15 protein-coding genes are annotated in these 17,365 nt (G+C 48.1%); 11 read left to right on the forward strand and 4 right to left on the reverse strand.

All coding sequences use genetic code 11. The annotated features are described in order from the left end of the window. The first annotated feature begins 1 nt into the window (after position 1). Both ispE and M0415_RS10050 read left to right on the forward strand, forming a co-directional pair. Positions 2-856 carry a 4-(cytidine 5'-diphospho)-2-C-methyl-D-erythritol kinase gene (gene ispE / locus M0415_RS10045; protein ID WP_249553944.1) on the forward strand — a complete coding sequence of 285 codons (855 nt, stop codon included), beginning with the start codon at positions 2-4 and terminating at the stop codon, positions 854-856. 112 nt (positions 857-968) lie between these two features. Next, positions 969-1,916 (forward strand): ribose-phosphate pyrophosphokinase, encoded by a 948-nt coding sequence (locus tag M0415_RS10050; RefSeq protein ID WP_011623915.1) that lies wholly within the window; start codon positions 969-971, stop codon positions 1,914-1,916. A gap of 184 nt (positions 1,917-2,100) precedes the next feature. Here M0415_RS10050 and M0415_RS10055 read toward each other — a convergent pair whose 3' ends face one another. Next, positions 2,101-3,963 carry a methyl-accepting chemotaxis protein gene (locus M0415_RS10055; RefSeq protein WP_249553942.1) on the reverse strand — a complete coding sequence of 621 codons (1,863 nt, stop codon included), beginning with the start codon at positions 3,961-3,963 and terminating at the stop codon, positions 2,101-2,103. A 401-nt stretch (positions 3,964-4,364) separates the two neighbouring features. On the opposite strand from M0415_RS10055, the gene M0415_RS10060 reads away from it, so the two are divergent. Genes M0415_RS10060 through M0415_RS10070 form a run of 3 tightly spaced genes read left to right on the forward strand, consistent with a single transcriptional unit; the run spans position 4,365 to position 6,429 of the window. Continuing rightward, complete coding sequence (locus M0415_RS10060; RefSeq protein WP_249553940.1) at positions 4,365-4,898, forward strand: RNA polymerase sigma factor; 534 nt, start codon at positions 4,365-4,367, stop codon at positions 4,896-4,898. Next, on the forward strand, positions 4,898-5,476 hold the full coding sequence (locus tag M0415_RS10065; RefSeq protein ID WP_249553938.1) for an anti-sigma factor: 579 nt from the start codon (positions 4,898-4,900) through the stop codon (positions 5,474-5,476). The genes M0415_RS10060 and M0415_RS10065 overlap by 1 nt, the downstream gene beginning before the upstream one ends. Then, positions 5,473-6,429 (forward strand): DUF4097 family beta strand repeat-containing protein, encoded by a 957-nt coding sequence (locus tag M0415_RS10070; protein WP_249553933.1) that lies wholly within the window; start codon positions 5,473-5,475, stop codon positions 6,427-6,429. Before M0415_RS10065 ends, M0415_RS10070 begins: the two co-directional genes overlap by 4 nt. A 72-nt stretch (positions 6,430-6,501) precedes the next feature. Here the strand turns inward: M0415_RS10070 and rsuA are convergent, their stop codons facing one another. Then, on the reverse strand, positions 6,502-7,209 hold the full coding sequence (rsuA, locus tag M0415_RS10075) for a 16S rRNA pseudouridine(516) synthase RsuA (RefSeq protein WP_249553932.1): 708 nt from the start codon (positions 7,207-7,209) through the stop codon (positions 6,502-6,504). A gap of 337 nt (positions 7,210-7,546) precedes the next feature. Here rsuA and M0415_RS10080 point away from each other — a divergent pair, with 337 nt between their 5' ends. From M0415_RS10080 to M0415_RS10095, 4 genes are all read left to right on the forward strand, one after another. Then, positions 7,547-9,631 carry a M13 family metallopeptidase gene (locus tag M0415_RS10080; RefSeq protein ID WP_249553930.1) on the forward strand — a complete coding sequence of 695 codons (2,085 nt, stop codon included), beginning with the start codon at positions 7,547-7,549 and terminating at the stop codon, positions 9,629-9,631. A 197-nt stretch (positions 9,632-9,828) separates the two neighbouring features. Beyond that, on the forward strand, positions 9,829-10,614 hold the full coding sequence (locus tag M0415_RS10085; RefSeq protein ID WP_249553921.1) for a RelA/SpoT domain-containing protein: 786 nt from the start codon (positions 9,829-9,831) through the stop codon (positions 10,612-10,614). A gap of 249 nt (positions 10,615-10,863) precedes the next feature. Continuing rightward, positions 10,864-11,271, forward strand: a complete 408-nt coding sequence (locus tag M0415_RS10090; RefSeq protein WP_011623923.1) for an SMI1/KNR4 family protein — start codon at positions 10,864-10,866, stop codon at positions 11,269-11,271. A gap of 41 nt (positions 11,272-11,312) precedes the next feature. Continuing rightward, entirely contained in the window at positions 11,313-11,813 is a 501-nt protein-coding gene (locus M0415_RS10095; RefSeq protein ID WP_011623924.1) for a DUF4447 family protein, read from the forward strand. 72 nt (positions 11,814-11,885) lie between these two features. Here the strand turns inward: M0415_RS10095 and M0415_RS10100 are convergent, their stop codons facing one another. Both M0415_RS10100 and M0415_RS10105 read right to left on the reverse strand, forming a co-directional pair. Then, a complete protein-coding gene (locus tag M0415_RS10100) occupies positions 11,886-12,515 on the reverse strand; it encodes a glutathione S-transferase family protein (protein WP_249553919.1) in 630 nt (209 codons plus the stop codon). A gap of 116 nt (positions 12,516-12,631) precedes the next feature. After that, positions 12,632-15,217: a TonB-dependent receptor gene (locus M0415_RS10105; RefSeq protein WP_249553917.1), complete on the reverse strand. Its 2,586-nt coding sequence runs from the start codon at positions 15,215-15,217 to the stop codon at positions 12,632-12,634. Positions 15,218-15,418: 201 nt separating this feature from the next. Between M0415_RS10105 and M0415_RS10110 the strand changes: the two genes are divergently transcribed. Together M0415_RS10110 and M0415_RS10115 are read left to right on the forward strand one after the other, a co-directional pair. Next, entirely contained in the window at positions 15,419-15,961 is a 543-nt protein-coding gene (locus M0415_RS10110) for a PH domain-containing protein (RefSeq protein WP_249553915.1), read from the forward strand. An 83-nt stretch (positions 15,962-16,044) separates the two neighbouring features. After that, complete coding sequence (locus M0415_RS10115) at positions 16,045-17,331, forward strand: Nramp family divalent metal transporter (RefSeq protein WP_249553913.1); 1,287 nt, start codon at positions 16,045-16,047, stop codon at positions 17,329-17,331. Positions 17,332-17,365: the final 34 nt, after the last annotated feature.

Consider the following 17,365-nt stretch of genomic DNA (forward strand, 5'->3'; position numbering starts at 1 on the left):
CATGTCGAATGAGATTTCGCGCAATTGGCCCGCGCCCGCCAAATTAAATCTGTTCCTGCATATCAACGGACGCCGCGCCGACGGTTACCATGAGTTGCAAACCCTGTTTCAATTTATTGATTGCTGCGATCTGCTCGACTTTAGGGTGACGCAGACGCCAGAGCTGAAATTGCACTCGGACATGTCGGCCGTTGTCGCCGATAGCGATAACTTAATTCTGCGAGCCGCAAAATCATTACAGCAAGCGACAGGTTATCCTGGCGGCGCCGAAATCTGGCTCGAAAAACGTTTACCCATGGGCGGCGGTTTAGGTGGAGGTTCATCCGATGCGGCCACCACACTCGTGGCCTTAAATCAGTTGTGGAACACCCAATTATCTAACGATGAATTAGCGGCGATTGGTTTAAAACTCGGTGCCGATATCCCTGTTTTTATTCGCGGTTTCGCGGCATTTGCCGAAGGCGTTGGCGAACGTTTACAGGCGGTGACGCCCACTGAGTTTTGGTATTTAGTCATCGCGCCCGATGCCCATGTTTCCACCGCTGCGGTGTTCCAAGATCCTTTGCTACCCCGCAATACACCTAAGCTTGGCATCGACACCTTAATGAGCCAACCTTGGGCAAATGATTGCCAAGATCTGGTCGTTTCCAAATACCCTCAAGTTGCCAAGGCCTTAGGCTGGCTGCTAGAATATGCGCCGTCGAGAATGACCGGAACGGGCGCATGCGTGTTTGGGGAGTTTTCTTCGCAGCAGCAAGCTCTCGCAGCCTTGGCGAAATTACCGTCTGATATGCAAGGATTTGTTGCAAAAGGGATGAATATTTCGCCGCTCATAGTGCGACTCACTCATCCATAAACTACTTTCTTCTAGAGCAACTTTTTACGATAGCCCACGGGTTCCGCTCCCGTCCCCGCATCGTCGTTGCTCTAGCCACTAAAATATAAAGCAAACGCCTGAGGTTCATACAGTGCCCGACATCAAGCTCTTTGCTGGGAACGCCACCCCCAGTCTCGCTAAGAAGATAGCCGATCGTCTATTTTGTAAACTCGGAGACGCAGTGGTTGGTCGTTTCAGCGATGGTGAAATCAGTGTCCAAATTAACGAAAATGTACGTGGTGCCGATGTGTTTATCATCCAATCCACCTGCGCCCCAACTAACGATAACCTAATGGAACTTATCGTTATGGTTGACGCGCTACGCCGTGCATCTGCCGGTCGTATCACTGCCGTTATTCCTTACTTTGGTTATGCTCGTCAAGACCGTCGCGTACGTAGCGCACGTGTACCTATTACTGCGAAAGTCGTTGCTGACTTCCTGTCAAGCGTCGGTGTTGACCGCGTTTTGACCTGTGATTTACACGCAGAGCAAATTCAAGGCTTCTTCGACGTACCAGTAGACAACGTGTTCGGTAGCCCAGTGCTGCTCGAAGATATGCTGGCGAAGAAATTAGATAACCCAGTGGTTGTTTCTCCAGATATCGGTGGTGTTGTCCGCGCTCGTGCAGTGGCAAAACTATTAGATGATTCTGATCTGGCCATTATCGACAAGCGTCGTCCACAGGCAAACGTAGCGCAAGTGATGCACATTATTGGTGACGTTCAAGGCCGTGACTGCATTATCGTTGACGATATGATCGACACAGGCGGCACTCTGTGTAAAGCGGCTGAAGCCTTAAAAGAACACGGTGCAAACCGCGTATTTGCTTACGCGACTCACCCAGTATTCTCTGGCAAAGCGGCTGAAAATATCGAAAACTCAGTGATCGATGAAGTTATCGTGACCGATACTGTACCTTTAAGCCCTGAAATGCTTAAAGTGGCTAAAGTGACTCAACTGACTATGTCGGCCGTATTGGCAGAAGCCATTCGCCGCGTCAGCAACGAAGAGTCTATCTCTGCAATGTTCAGCCACTAATCGCGGCGCTTTGCATAAAAAACGCACCTTAGGGTGCGTTTTTTTGTTGGTGGTTTTTATTGCGTTACTACTTTCTAGCTTTTCGCATTAATAGCTCGTGCGCCATCATATTCAAATAAACCCCAACAGCGCTTCGCCATAAAAAACGCACCCTAAGGTGCGTTTCTGACAGACAAAAGTGCGACTAGATCTTAAAGTGGCTCACGGCACTGACTAGATATTCGGCGCGGGATTTAAGTTCATCCGAAGCCGACGCATTGGCATCGGCAGCCCGGGAAGAATCCTCAGCAATATCACGGATAACGACCACGTTCTTATTCACTTCAGCGGCAACCATGCTCTGCTCTTCAATCGCTGCAGCAATCTGTGTGCTCATATCCATAATATTATGCACATCGGTATTGATAAGCTTCAGCAACTCTCCCGCCGCCGCGGCCTGCTCGGCACTCTCGGCGCCTTGCTTTTGGCTCGCATCCATTAATTGCACTATGGCACGGGTTCGACTTTGCAGGGTTTGAATAATATTGGCAATTTCCTGAGTCGATGTCTGAGTTCGCATCGCCAGACTACGTACTTCGTCGGCAACCACGGCAAAACCACGGCCTTGTTCACCCGCACGGGCCGCTTCAATCGCCGCATTGAGTGCCAGTAAATTGGTTTGTTCCGCAATGCCACGGATCACATCGAGCACGCTACCAATGGTTTCACTATCACGCTCGAGCTCATCCACCACTGAGGCGCTGCTGTTGATCTGTTCAGACAATTGTCTGATCTTAAGGATGGTTTGCTCCACCTCAGTTTGCCCTAATTGAGCGTTATCATGGGTTTTACCCGCTTTGAGAGCCGCAAGCTCGGTCGTTTTAGCAATTTCATCGATAGTTGCACCCATTTCGGTAATCGCTGTCGCCACCATATCGGTTTCATTAAGCTGCTGAGCAACGCCTTCGGAGGCGAGCATTGCGTTCTCTGACACACTCTTACAGGACGTATTAATAGTGGCGACTGAGTCAATAACCTGCTCGATAAGCTGCTGGAAGCTCCCCACCATGCTATTGAAATGCTGCGCAATTTCACCTAGCTCATCCTGAGTCGAGGCATCGCATCTGAGGGTTAAGTCTTTGCTGACTTCGATACGTGAAATCACCTGCGTAATACGTTCCACCGGGGTGATAATGCTGCGGATAATAAGGTAGGTAATCACAGCAAGGATCAGGGCGATAATCACGAAGACCAAAATCCCGATATTCACACTGCTGCTTTCGGTATCATCAATCGCCTTTAACGCAAGATTATGCAGCTCGTCGGCACTGGCCTCGGTTAACTTATTCGCGGCGATCAATTTCGCCATAGTACCATCTTTTTCACTGAGCCCCAGTTGCTGCTCTTTATTGACTAAGCTCTTAAAATCCTTTTGGTATTGCTCAATTAGGGCCGCAATTTTATTTTGAGTATCCGTGTCTAAACTCGATACTCTTAGGCTAGCGTTGAACTTGGCAATGTTAGCGTCGAAGGTCTCGACATAGCTCATCTCGCGGCGCAGCATAAAGTCTTTCTCGTTGCGTCTTAGCTGCAACATCGCGACTTCGAGGGATAACTGGTCGTATTCCTTCAGCATGGACTCGACATTATGCACCGCCGTTCTTAAGGTGCCGTAGAGACCCGTTTTAGGCGTTAAACCAATTTCTTGCTGAAGTTGTACCACTTCATTGAAGGCGACTTGGTACTGATTAAGGTTACGGTCAAAACTTTCGAGTGGCGCAGTGGAAACCTTGTATTTTTTAAAAATACTCTCAAGATTCGGGACTAACTCATCAATCTTGGCATGTACCTCACCATGCAGTTGAACATACTGCATATCTTTACGACCAAAAAAATCCTTTTCATTTTTACGCAGTAAAAGTACATCTCGCTCCAATTCGAGAACGCTTTGTGCTGCGTGGGAGAGTTCCGACTCAACCGAATTTGAATGAAGCTGCAATCCAAACATGGCAATCAAGGCCGTAACGGATACAGCGGCACTGAGTAACAACTTTGAGCGGATTAACATAAAAAGCCCCTAATAAATAACTTCTCTTAAAAAGATAGCTGGGAGTTAGGCCTTTAACAGCAAAATATCCCTGATATACAAAGTTTATCTTCTATTTATTTTGCATCGGTCGTTCAATGCTCCTGTTTTGATACTCACCTCTGGCAGTCGCCCCACGGTCATGCTTAATGTCAGTGATAATCCATAATATGATTTTAGCTTTCTACTCAGCATACCATTTGGTATAAAATTAATAACTTCATGAAGTTAGCGCTAAAAAACACAACTAATTTTACTACAACAACGCAAAGAGTTACGCAATATCTAAAAATAAACCGAATATTTTTTTATTCGATACAAACCTTTTGCGCTTTTCAAAGCGTCCTATTAGTAACCATTCACCTTGATGACAGGAAAATACAGTGACGGCAGGGAGACTCCCACTCAACAATGCGATGTCAGAATTTGACCTCGTCACCTTGGCTAGCCAAGGAAATAGAGCCGCATTTAAGCAACTGTATTTACACCATCATCCAAGGGTATATGCCCTATCACTGCGCTTATCAGGCCAAGCCTCGCAGGCGGAAGAAATCACCCAAGAGTGCTTTATTCTGGTCTGGCAGAAATTGCCGCAGTTTAGGGGGGAGAGCCAATTTTCCACTTGGTTACACAGCATTTGTGTGAATCAGGCACTGAGCTTTATCCGTAAGCAAAAGTCGTTTTGGGCGCGTTTTATCCCGATGGAGAGCGACGATGAACATTCAAGCGCAGATGAGCATTATCAAGGGTTAGACAAATTGATCCTCAGACTGCCAGAGCGGGCGCGTATCGTGTTTGTGCTCTGCGCCATTGAAGGTTATCAACATGAAGAAATTGCACAATTACTTGGTATTGCCGTGGGAACCAGTAAGACCCAGTACCACAGAGCCAAGCAATTACTACAGGAGATGCTGTAATGTCCTTATCTAACGATCCCCGTGAGGCCAAACTCCAGCAATTGATTGATAATGCCCCCAAAGCATTAACTCCCGAACGGGATCTTTGGCAAGGCATCGAAAAACGTATGGATAAGCCATTGGCGTCGCAAACAGCTGTTCGCCAAGCGCCGCGACGACAAGGCGCGCAATGGGCGATTGCCGCAGCTGTGGTGCTGGCGGTGTTCTTCGGGTTCTACACTCAAGCGCCAGTAAAAACGTCACTCCCTGAACAGATCGCTAGCCAACCGGCGGATGATGAGCAAGCGCTGCACACACTGCTTAACCAAATTGCCCAGACACATCAAGCCCAAGTAACGAGCCTCGAACAAACCCCAACGGTTGTCGCTTGGCAAACCAGTCGCTTTAGCGCGCCGCTAGAGCAAGGCTTAGCGGAATTACGCCGCGCCGGCGAACAGATTTATCAAGCATTACAGGCTAATCCAACCGACAAACAACTTTGGCAACTCTGGCTTTGGGTGCAACAACGTGAACTCGATTTGCTACAGCAAGGCCAAAAACTTCCGATTCAAAACTCAACACAAGGAAATAGCATATGAGCCATTTTACCCTCACGAAAACCAGTCTACTCGTATCAACGCTTTATCTTGGCCTTATGGGCAGTGTGTGCGCCGCTGAAAGTGTGGATAAACAGTTACCGATAAGTAGCGATACCCTGCTGCAAATCAAAGTCCAACGGGGCGAAGTACAAATTCAAAGCTGGGATAAAAATGAAGTCAGCGTGACGGGCACTCTCGATGAGCTGAGCGAAGGCTTTGTCTTTGAACAGAAAGGTAACAACCTGAATATCGAAGATAAAATGCCACGCCACTATAACGGCAGCGACAACAACGGCTCAAAACTCACCATTAAGGTACCTAAATCCGTCAAGCTGAGCGCCGATACGATTTCAGCCAATCTGCAAATCAGCCAGACTCAAGGCGAGCTCGAACTCAATACCGTTAGCGGTAATATCACCGCCGAGGCACTGGATGGCACACCGACATTGCACACTGTGTCTGGTGATATCACCACTAAGGGATTAGCGGGCAAAGTGATGTTAGATACCGTCTCAGGTGAGATTAAAGACACCCAAAGCAAAGGCGAAATCAAATATCGTTTAGTGAGCGGCGATCTCAACAGCCAAACCTTAGCCGATAAAGTGAAAGTCGAGCAGGTTTCTGGGGAAATTAAAGCCGACTTTAACAGCGCCAAAGAAGTTAATGTCCGCACCGTGAGCGGCGACACTCAAGTCTCACTGGCGAAAAGCTTCGATAAAGCCAATCTAGAGAGCGTTAGTGGCGATATTATTGTGACATTTACCGATACGCCCGATGCTAATTTCGAGCTCAATGGCGGCCCAGGTGGCAAAATCAAAAATGGCTTGAGCCAAGATGTGCCACAAAGACAAAAATACGTGCCGAATGAATCCTTAAGCTTCCAAACAGGTTCTGGTAGCGCCAGTGTCAAGATGGATACCATTAGCGGTAATCTGATCCTGAAAAAACAATAGTTTTATCAGGAAGCACTAATTAGCAATAAAAATGCCGCTCATCAGGAGCGGCATTTTTTTAGCCAAACGGGGTTAAATCGATGCGATTTCTTCGCTCGTCAGATAACGCCATTCGCCGAGGGCAAGTTCTGCGTCTAATTCAATTTTGCCAATGCTTTCACGGTGTAAGCCAACCACATGATTACCTACGGCGGCAAACATCCGCTTCACTTGGTGATACTTGCCTTCGGTAATGGTTAAACGCACCAACTGCGGCTCGATGATTTCAAGCACTGCGGGTTTTGTCAGGCCGTCCTCGTTTCTCAGCTCCACTCCCGCGGCAAAGATGCCAATCAAACTCTCATCCACAGGCTCGGCTAACGTCACTAAGTAACGCTTGCCACAGTCTTTTTTGGGTGAAGTGATCCGATGCGACCATTGACCATCGCTCGTGATCAACACTAGGCCGGTAGTATCGGCATCTAAACGACCAGCAATATGTAAGGTTTCGGGCTTTTCAATATCCAACAGGGTCAATACCGAAGGGTAAACTTCATCTATGGTCGAGCAAATCGTATCCACGGGCTTATTGAGCATCAGGTAACGCTCACCAACGAGGGAGATAGGCTCACCTTCGAGGCATACTTGCATCCCCTCGAGCACTTTAAAGCCAGCATCTTTAATCACAGCCCCATCACAGGTAATGTCACCACGGTGCAGGGCTTTTTTCGCTAAAGAACGGGTAAGCGAGGTACTTTCACAGATAAATTTGTCTAAACGCACGGGACGACTCAACTTCAATAAATGAAAACCGCCGTATTATGAGGCCCAACGAACGAAAGGGCAAAGCCTAGCCAATCAAATTGCCTAAATCCGCCCTTAGTTACGCCAGACAAACCTAAGTGCTTACTAACTTGTCAGAGCTTGCGTACGGTATGTTTAGCGGTTTTTAGGCCAATTTCAATCATGGTAATTTTTAGTTACAACTGACGGATAAGAAATCTGACTGAAAAAGTGTAATCACCTTGTTTAGATTCCCACTAAAGCATTAACATACGTTGCGTTGCGCCTGAAGCAATCCCATTTTGCACCAAACAGCCCCAGAGATGGGCACAATAACAAACTCGAAGGAAACGACATGAGAAAAGTACTCATTGGGGGACTGTGTGCCTCACTCATCGCGGGCCTCACTGCCTGTAATGACAAGCCCGCTGAAGTTAAAGCGCCAGAAACTGCTAAAACCGCCACTGCTGCCGCTGTCACTAAAGCATTGGGCTCAGGTATCGAATTTGAAAACTTCGATAAATCAGTGCGTCCACAGGACGACTTCTATGAATATGTTAACGGCGCTTGGCTGAAGAAAGCCGAGATCCCAGCCGATCGCACTAGCATTGGTGCCTTCTACGATCTGCGTGAAAAATCCCGTGATGACGTTAAAGCCATTATCGAAGAAGTAGCCGCCACGCCAAATCTGGCAGAAGGCACTGACGAGCAAAAAGTGGCTGACCTTTACCGTTCATTTATGGACACTGCAACGCTAAACAAGCTGGGCGTGACGCCACTGAAAGGCGAGTTTGATGCCATCAACGCCTTAAAAGATAAAAACGAGCTGGTAAAATACTTCGCCCACAGCCAAATCATGGGTGCGGGTACGCCAATGGCTTTCTACATCGATATCGATGCAAAGAACTCTAGCCGTTACGCGACTCACCTGTATCAATACGGCCTAAGCCTGCCGGAAAAAGATTACTACTTTAACGAGTCAGAGCGTTTCGTTAATATTCGTAAGGCTTACCTTGCTCATATCGAAAAAATGTTCACTCTAGCCGGCCTTGCCAATCCAAAAGCCAGCGCAGAATCTATCCTCGCACTCGAAACTGCGATTGCCGCTAAACATTGGGATGTGGTTGAAACCCGCGACAGCACTAAATCCTATAACCTGTATCAAGTTAAAGATCTGCCAAGCTTAGCGCCAGATATCGACTGGACAGGCTACTTAACGACATTAGGTGCTGACAAGCAAACCGACATTATCGTTAACCAACCAAGCTATATCCAAGGCCTGAACGAAGTCCTCAAAACGACCGATCTAGCGACTTGGAAAACCTATATGCAATGGCAAGTGCTGACCCACGCGGCAAGCAACTTGAGCGAAGAGTTAGACAACGAGAACTTTGCCTTCTTCTCTAAAACCCTGAACGGACAAGAAGAACAAGAGCCACGTTGGAAGCGCGGTGTTGCGGCAGTCAACGGCGTATTAGGTGAAGTGGTGGGTAAAGTGTACGTGAAGCGTCACTTCGCACCAGAAGCCAAAGAGCGCATGCAAGCATTGGTTGAAAACCTGCGCGGCGCCTACGGCGACAGCATCAAAGATCTGACTTGGATGAGCGATACAACTAAGCAAGCTGCTGCCGAAAAATTAGCGAAATTCAACCCGAAAATTGGTTATCCAAACAAGTGGGAAGATTACAGCAAGCTGACCATTAAAGCCGATGATTTGATTGGTAACGCGGTTCGCGCAAGCGAAGTTGAGCACGCTAAGTCACTGGCTAAGTTAGGCGCGCCAATCGATAAAGACGAGTGGCACATGACCCCACAAACGGTTAACGCTTACTACAACCCAACCATGAACGAAATCGTGTTCCCTGCTGCCATTCTGCAACCACCTTTCTTCAACATGGAAGCGGATGATGCCGTCAACTACGGCGGTATCGGTGCGGTTATCGGTCACGAAATGGGCCATGGTTTCGACGACCAAGGCGCTAAGTTCGACGGCGAAGGCAATATGCGTGACTGGTGGACAGAGAAAGACTTAGAAGAATTCTCTGCCCGTGGTAAGGCGCTGATCGCACAATACGATGGTTACTATGTGTTTGACGATCTGCACGTGAACGGCAGCCTGACCTTAGGCGAAAACATCGGTGACTTATCGGGCGTGACTATCGCTTACCGTGCGTACAAAAAGTCACTCAATGGTAAAGAAGCACCGGTTATCGACGGTCTGACTGGCGACCAACGTTTCTTCATCGGCTTCACGCAAATTTGGCGTGCAAAAGCCAAAGAAGAAGCCCTGCGTAACCGCGTAGCGACAGACCCACACTCACCAGCGGAATTCCGTGCACTGGGTGCGCTATCTAACATGCCTGAGTTCTACACCACCTATGATGTGAAACCAGGTGATGCAATGTATATCGCGCCAGAGAAACGCGTGAAAATTTGGTAATCCCAAATTAATTCAAGATAGTAATCAACAAACCCAATGGCGCCGCTCACAATAGCGGCGCCATTTTTTTAGGCAGGAAAAATGTGAACCTAAGCCAAACATGAACAAGTCTTCATCATTGATTCAGCTTTAATTAAGCCACTCCAGCCTATGGTATTCCCGTGATGTGTATCACTCCCATAAGGAAGTAGGCCGTTATGAATAAGTTATTTCGTACCTTTTTTATCTTTCTACTCTTATTATCGACCCGCACAGGCGTAGCCAATCCTTTAGATATCAATGACAGCAGAGCCGAACGCGGTAATTACAGTGCAAGACAGGCTCAAAGCCATGATCTGCATGGTCTTTATGCGCTCAACACTCAAACTTTCGACACTCCGCGTCAAGCGTCGGCCAGTTTAGACAACTTATATACCAACGCCCACGCGGCCCAGAATGAACTCGCAAGCCTGTTGCAAACAGTGACGGCCAGTTCACAGGCGCAGGTGATTTTGCCTGACGTGAAAAGCTATCAACGCGCCGCCGAGAAGGTCGCCACCAAATTTAATGGGGATGCTAGCCAAATCACCGACCTTGCCCGCGCTAGCATCGTCAGTAACAGTATCTCCGAGCTGATGCAAAGCTATTACGCCTTAAGCGAGCAAGCTCAGGTCGTGAAACAGAAAAACCGTTTCGCCGAGCCTAAAGCCTCAGGTTATCGCGACCTTAACTTACTGGTACGTTTGCCCGAAAGCGGCATGATTGCCGAGGTCCAATTACACCTTAAAGATATTGCCGACATTAAAAGTGGCCCAGAGCACAAGGTTTACGAACAGGTTCAACAGATTGAGGCGAATGCAATAAAACAACAACGTGCATTAAGTGAGTTTGAAACCGCACAGATCGCTAAGCTGCGCCAAGAGTCCCATAAGCTGTATCACAAGGCTTGGCTTAACTATAAACGCGTCGATGAAGGACTGCTGCTGACTAACTCAGTTGCTTAATCACCCGTTTGTTTATTTTTTAATTGTTTAATCGCTTAACCGTTTATCGCTGTACCACTTCCACTGTTGCGCTGGCTATTTGTGAAAACAGATGCCAGCGCTTTTTTATGGCGTAACACCAGACTTAGCCTAAAGCGTCATCTCACTAACAATCGATCTATGCCCACTATCGCTCACAGCCCTTCCCTCGCATCCAACCTTGTTTCCCTATATAATCCCGCGCCATAAGGCGACCCTTAAGGAAATTCCATGCACGACATTATTGAGCAACTCCAAGAACGCAGCGAAACAGTGCCTGTGCCACTCGAGTTACCCACATTCGAGCAGTTAGTGGAGGTTGAGGAACAGATTTTGATCCCACTGCCACGGGAATTAAAGGAATACCTACTCCATGCCAGTGATGTGATTTATGGCGCGATTGAGCCTGTGACTGCAGCCGACCCCTATTCGCACACCTATTTACCCGAAGTCACCTGCTATGCTTGGTCAATCGGCTTGCCGAGGGACTTGATTGCCATCTGCCAATTGGGCGATGACTTTTACTGTATCGATCAGGATGGCCAAGTTCACTTCTGGCAAAACGGTGACTTTACAGATACTTATTGGGAATCCTTCTGGGAATGGGTCGAAGATATTTGGCTTAAAAACAAATACTGATTTTACCGAGATTTTATTTTTATCAACTTGAGAACCGCATTATGTCTAAAAATATTGGCTTGAACGCCATCGAAATGAGCTACTTACGCCAATCACTCAGCCTCAGTGCGGCTCAAGTAGGACAGCTGACCAACCACAGCGAAGCCGATGTATTAGCCTGGGAAAATGCTGAAACACAGGCCCCTGAACTAGCACAGAAAAAACTGTTAGATCTCGACGATATTATCGAGATGCAAGTACTCAATACCACTGACGGCATCGAAGCCCTATTTAAGAAAGAGCCTAAGCGTCACTTGGCCTTCGTGGTGTATCCAACTCAGGCCGTTTACACCCAATATAATCCGGAATTTTTAAGCTCGCTGCCGTTAACTGAACTGTACAACACAGCGGCCTGGCGCATTAAGAAAGAATGTAAACTGGTGCTCGAAGTGGATGTTAGCCTAGTCAATCTCGATGTCGAAGCCTACAAGGCATTCCGTGAGCAAAATGGGTTAAGTGAGAGCCGTGAAAGCCGTGCGAAATGGGCGGCGACTCAGCTATAAACGCTAAACGACTTAAGCAAAAAGGGCAGAAGTAAATCTTCTGCCCTTTTGTTTTTTATCGCTTAGTGCTGATTAAGCCTGTGCCGCTGCTGCGACGGCTTCCATTTTGGCGAGTGCCGATTTACGCGAAGGGCGCGCCGCAATTCTATCGCGATACGCCGCTAATTTAGGCGGGATCTGCTGCTCAAATAAGGTGCCCCAAAGCAGTGTATGGGCCAGCAGAATATCAGCAACCGATAAGGTGTCGCCGAGTAAAAAGTCGCTATCGGGCAGCATAGCTTCAGCCAAGGCCGCCGCCTTATCAAACTCCCACACAGCGCAAGGCATGATGGAGGGATGACGCTGCGCTTCCGGCAGCGCAAATTTATGCTTGCCGAGGGTCCATAGAGGCTGCTCGAGTTCGGTAATAATAAAGCTCACCCATTGATGATACAGACCCGATGCCGCACTGCCCGCTTCAGGTAACAAGTTGCCAAACTTCTCCGCCAGATACAGGCAAATAGCCGCAGACTCAGACAACACAAGATTATCGTCGGTTAACACTGGTACTTTACCGCAGGGATTGAGCGCTAAGAAAGCGGCGCTACGGTGCTCGCCCTTATTCATATCCACAAACGAAAAGGCCCACTCGGCGCCTAACTCTTCTAGCACCCAAGCGACTCGTAACGCACGGCTGCGGGGCATGCCATATAAGGTGATCATATTAACGTCCTTTTAGTGATGACTGATTAACGAGAACGAAGATACACGGTGTCGCGGCAGAGTAAAATACAAAAACGGCGCCGAAGCGCCGTTTCCAATGACTCGCCAATAACTGATTAGAAGTTCATGGTCAGTTTGGTATAGATATAACGTCCCATTGGGTTGTGTACAGAAATCACATAACCATAGAGGTCGGTATCGCCGTCACCAATCGCAAACGGTGGCTCTTCATCGAACAGGTTGTTCACGCCTAATGTCAGCTTAAACATCTCGTTGAAACGGTAACTACCTGACATATCAACTAATAACTGTGCATCAACCATACGAGACTTGTTGGTTTCGAAGTCTAACACGCCGTCAAAGTCGATATCTGGAGTATCTTCGAACTCACCGATGTAGCTCAGGTTTACGTTGGCGGCGAAGTTATCCATGGTCCAGTTCGTGGTGAGCAACCAGCGATGTTGTGGGAACTTGTACTCGCCAGTGTAATCGAGACCGTCTTTTTCGAAGTTATGTAAGTAGCTGTACTCTAGGCCAAACTTCAAATCACCAAAGCTATCTAGCTCAAGACCATAGTGGGTTGACAGGTCAACACCCTGCACATCCTGCGAGCTTAAGTTGATAAAGCTTGAGTGAATAATGCTGATAGGACCTAAGGTTTGACCCGCTTGCGGTGCTAAACGCTCACACACAGTGCTGTTTTGATCGTTACAGTTTGCGGTGTAGATATCACCCAATGGCTGCTTATCGATCTTGTTATCTTGAGTGATGCTGTAAACATCAAAACCGATATCAAACTTCTGTCTTGGCGCCCAAATAAGCCCAAGGTTCCATGTTTCTGACTCTTCGGCATCCAACTCAGAGTTACCTTGGAATTCAGTGTTGTAGTCGAGCGCTTCGCAATCCACACCATCGGCGGCGCAGCGATAAGTATCGATAAAGAAACTACTTTCGCGTGATGGGCCTAAACCGATTTGAGCTAAAGAAGGTGCGCGGAAACCCGTTGACCAAGAACCACGGCTCGTCAGCTCATCGGTGATGCCCCATTGGAACGCCACTTTAGGGTTAGTGGTTGAACCAAAATCGCTGTAGTGGTCGTAGCGACCCGCGAGTTGCAGCTCAAAGTTATCCGTGACAGGAATAGAGAACTCCACATAACCCGCGTATTGGTCACGAGAGGCCGCCGCAGAAACCGCTTCGGTACCAAAAATCAGTCCACGTTGGAACTGTTCATCCGGCACGTCGCTCACGCTTTCTTCACGGTATTCCACACCCGCTGCCATCATAATATCGCGATCCGCCAGCGTGAACGCCTGACCGGAAATATTCGCCGCATAAGATGTCATGCTCGATAAACCTTGGCGAACTAGGCTAGTCGTAATCGCATCAATCACATCCTGCGAATTCATGGTGCCGCCAAAGGGATTGTAGCGACCTGCATCGATCTCAGCTTGCAGGTAATCGGTTCTGACCCAACCTTGAGTACGATCGCCCGTTTGAGTCGATTCACTGCGGCCGCGTTGTACCGAGGCTTCCCAATCCCACTCTTTAATCGTGCCACGTAAACCCGCCACTAAACGCAGGGTGTCGGACTCAATATCCCAACGGCGTGCGCCTGCATCCACAGTACGGAAACGACCGATTTCAATATCTTTGCCCCAAGGATTATTTGGGTGAGTACCAGGCACAGTTAAGGCCGCATCTTCATCCAAAGGGGTTGGCGCCCCACCCGCAATAGAAGAGTTATGTTGCGCAGCTAACTCGAGGAAAGCGGTTAAATCGTCATTGAAATGGTAATCGAATTGACCAATAGCCCCGATACGCTCAGCTTCAGGGATCACTAAGTTGTATGGACCATAGTCAAATAAACAGCTGCCACTGGCCGTTGCACGATCGGGCGGACAGGATGGATCGATAGTCTTCACACCATCGACATAGAAATAACCAGGGAAACCCCGTGAAGAACGGAAATCTTCACCACCGTAAGGGCTTTGATCGGCTGTGCCAAAACGGCCCAAATCGGTTGCCGCTAAGGTGTCGTTTTTAAAATAGTCGAGAATAACCGACGCACTGCCCTTTTCGGATTTCACGCCCCAAACGACGCTCGCCGTGGTTTCATCGTAACCCGTACCAGGGGTGTCGCCGTAACCTAAGTTAACCTCAATCCCTTCAATGTCTTTTTTCAAGACAATGTTGACTACGCCCGCAATCGCATCGGAACCGTAAATCGCCGATGCACCATCTTTCAGAATATCAATGCGTTCAATCGCTGAAACCGGAATGTTGTTTATGTCGACGAAGGAGTTAGTGATACCTTCGGCAAAGGCACTTGCCGCAACACGACGACCGTTAATCAATACCAGAGTGGCGTCAGGGCCTAAGCCACGCAAACTGATCGAAGCACCACCATTGGCGGTCGAGTCTTGGCTGTTACCACGGGTCGAGAAAGCGCCGGCACCGTTGGCAGGCATACGTTCGAGTAACTGCTGCAGGTTATCAAAACCCATGTTGGCAATATCTTCTTTGCCAATGGATTGAATCGGCGACGGTCCCTCGATGTCGGTGCGCTTAATACGAGAGCCCGTTACTTCAATGCGTTCAACTTTATCGGCACCATTGTCGGCTGCATAGCTAATACTCGGGGCAAATGCCATGGCAATTGCGATAGCACAAACGCTGGGTAGAATCTGAGGTCTTTTCATTTACATCCCCTAATCTTCATTTGTTAAATTTATTTTACTTTTATTAAACTAATTTTTAACACAACCAAGGTAATCGGTTGTAAAACAAAGTCAATGGGGCACTGAAAAAAGTTAAACCTTTGTTAATAATAAAAACCATGTATTTTCCAGCAGAGATCTCTCAAGATAGTTAACAACTGGATGCAAACATTAGGGAAGAAAATGCAAGAACAAACGATTCATGAAGCTGAATTTGAAGCTAACTTAGGCATGTATTGGTTACTCTCTGGAGCCGCTTACTTCACCCTAAGCATTGTAGGTATCCCCTTGTTACTACTATGGTTCCCTATCGGCCTATGGGGGACTCGTCGCTATATTCGCAATATGAGTGCACGCTTAACCAGCAAAAAGCTGATTGTGCGCAGAGGCATTTTAACTCGCACAGAAAATACGGTTCCCTTAGATAAAATTACCGATATAGCCCTCATTCAGGGGCCGATTATGCGCCTGATGGGATTACATAAACTCACTGTAGAAACCGCAGGACAATCGGGCACTGGCGCCTTAATTAGTCTGGTGGGCATAGTCGATGCGCCGGGTTTTAGGGCGCAGATTTTGGAGCAAAAAGAACGCTTAAGTGATCTACACTCACCCGCCGAGGCGAGTGCCCCCACAGAAGATAACGCCCTGCTGAGCCAACTTGTGGAAATGACGGCAAGCTTAAAACGCATCGAAGCCCTACTCGCCGCCAAATACAATTCTTAACAGTTAACACCACGACTTAATTGCTTAGATAGCTCAGTATCAACCAGACCATTTCCAACGGATAAGGAAACACCCAGCGTATTATGGCGACTTCTCAAGTAAAACCCTTCCCCATGAATTGGACAGCACAACTGGCTCTCGGCATAAAGGCCATGGGACCCGGTGTATTAATGGCCGCAGCCGCGATTGGGGCCTCACATTTAGTGTCATCCACCCGCGCCGGTGCTGAATTTGGCTGGCAACTCGCCTGGGTGATTCTGGGAGTGAACTTGCTGAAATACCCCTTCTTTGCCGCAGGGGCACGTTACACCGCTGCAACGGGCGAAAGTTTACTGCATGGATATCTTAAGCAAGGCCGAGGTTATCTATGGCTATTCACTGGTCTCAATGTGATCGCTTCTATCGCCAGTACCGCGGGGGTTTGCATGTTAACCGCCGCCATGCTGACTCAGCTTATCCCCTTACCTATCGATGTATTGGCACTGTTGGTGCTGATAAGCTCACTGTTGTTATTGATTTTAGGGCACTATTCATTGTTGGACAGGCTGACCAAGATCATCATGTTCGCCCTGACGCTCACCACATTAATCGCCGTCGCCTTGGCATTTGATCATATGAAACCGCTAGAAAGTCAGTTTGTTTCTCCCTCGCCTTGGCAGTGGGCCCATGTGGGATTCTTGGTCGCCATGATGGGCTGGATGCCAGCGCCGATTGAGGTCAGCGCGTGGAATTCGCTGTGGTTATTGGAAAAACAAAAGACTTCACCCGTTACCCCCGCCCAAGCCATCTTAGACTTCAACTTAGGCTATATCGTCACCGCCCTGCTGGCAGTGGTCTTTCTGGCCTTAGGCGCGCTGGTAATGCATGGTAGCGGAGAGCACTTTTCCGACTCTGGCGCCAAGTTTGCGAACCAATTAATCAACTTATATAGCCAAGTCATGGGTGGTGAGAGCCGCTATTTGATTGGCATAGTGGCGTTTTTATGTATTTTCAGCACCACTGTCACAGTCATAGATGGCTATAGCCGAACCTTGAACATGGGCTGGCAACTGCTGTCACACACGGCAGTCAGCGAAGCCCAATCGGACAAACGCCTGACAGGCATCATGCTCAGCGTAAGTGCATTAGGGTTAATGCTCATTTTGTTTTTCAAGGGCGCACTGTTACCACTGCTGGAATTTGTGATGATTTTAGCCTTTATGACCACAGTGGTTTTTGCATGGCTCAACTATCGCTTAATGACTAGCAGCCAACTACCAGAGGCTCATCGTTATGGCACAAAAATGAAATGCCTCTCTTGGATAGGATTAAGCTATTTGCTTATTTTTGCAGTGCTTTTTATTTACTGGTATCTAGCGGTTAAAGCGTAGTTCATCTCATTTAAGCATGAGTCCTCAGTGAGGG

It is taken from the genome of Shewanella sp. 10B (assembly GCF_023475885.1).
GTDB classification, from domain to species: Bacteria; Pseudomonadota; Gammaproteobacteria; order Enterobacterales; family Shewanellaceae; genus Shewanella; species Shewanella mangrovisoli.

Coding starts and splice junctions, on each gene's coding strand:
- M0415_RS10085 (WP_249553921.1), top strand. CDS start 9,829: ATGAATAAGTTATTTCGTACCTTTTTTATCTTTCTACTCTTATTATCG.
- M0415_RS10110 (WP_249553915.1), top strand. CDS start 15,419: ATGCAAGAACAAACGATTCATGAAGCTGAATTTGAAGCTAACTTAGGC.
- M0415_RS10090 (WP_011623923.1), top strand. CDS start 10,864: ATGCACGACATTATTGAGCAACTCCAAGAACGCAGCGAAACAGTGCCT.
- M0415_RS10065 (WP_249553938.1), top strand. CDS start 4,898: ATGTCCTTATCTAACGATCCCCGTGAGGCCAAACTCCAGCAATTGATT.
- M0415_RS10105 (WP_249553917.1), bottom strand. CDS start 15,217: ATGAAAAGACCTCAGATTCTACCCAGCGTTTGTGCTATCGCAATTGCC.
- ispE (WP_249553944.1), top strand. CDS start 2: ATGTCGAATGAGATTTCGCGCAATTGGCCCGCGCCCGCCAAATTAAAT.
- M0415_RS10055 (WP_249553942.1), bottom strand. CDS start 3,963: ATGTTAATCCGCTCAAAGTTGTTACTCAGTGCCGCTGTATCCGTTACG.
- M0415_RS10070 (WP_249553933.1), top strand. CDS start 5,473: ATGAGCCATTTTACCCTCACGAAAACCAGTCTACTCGTATCAACGCTT.
- M0415_RS10100 (WP_249553919.1), bottom strand. CDS start 12,515: ATGATCACCTTATATGGCATGCCCCGCAGCCGTGCGTTACGAGTCGCT.
- M0415_RS10095 (WP_011623924.1), top strand. CDS start 11,313: ATGTCTAAAAATATTGGCTTGAACGCCATCGAAATGAGCTACTTACGC.
- M0415_RS10080 (WP_249553930.1), top strand. CDS start 7,547: ATGAGAAAAGTACTCATTGGGGGACTGTGTGCCTCACTCATCGCGGGC.
- M0415_RS10115 (WP_249553913.1), top strand. CDS start 16,045: ATGGCGACTTCTCAAGTAAAACCCTTCCCCATGAATTGGACAGCACAA.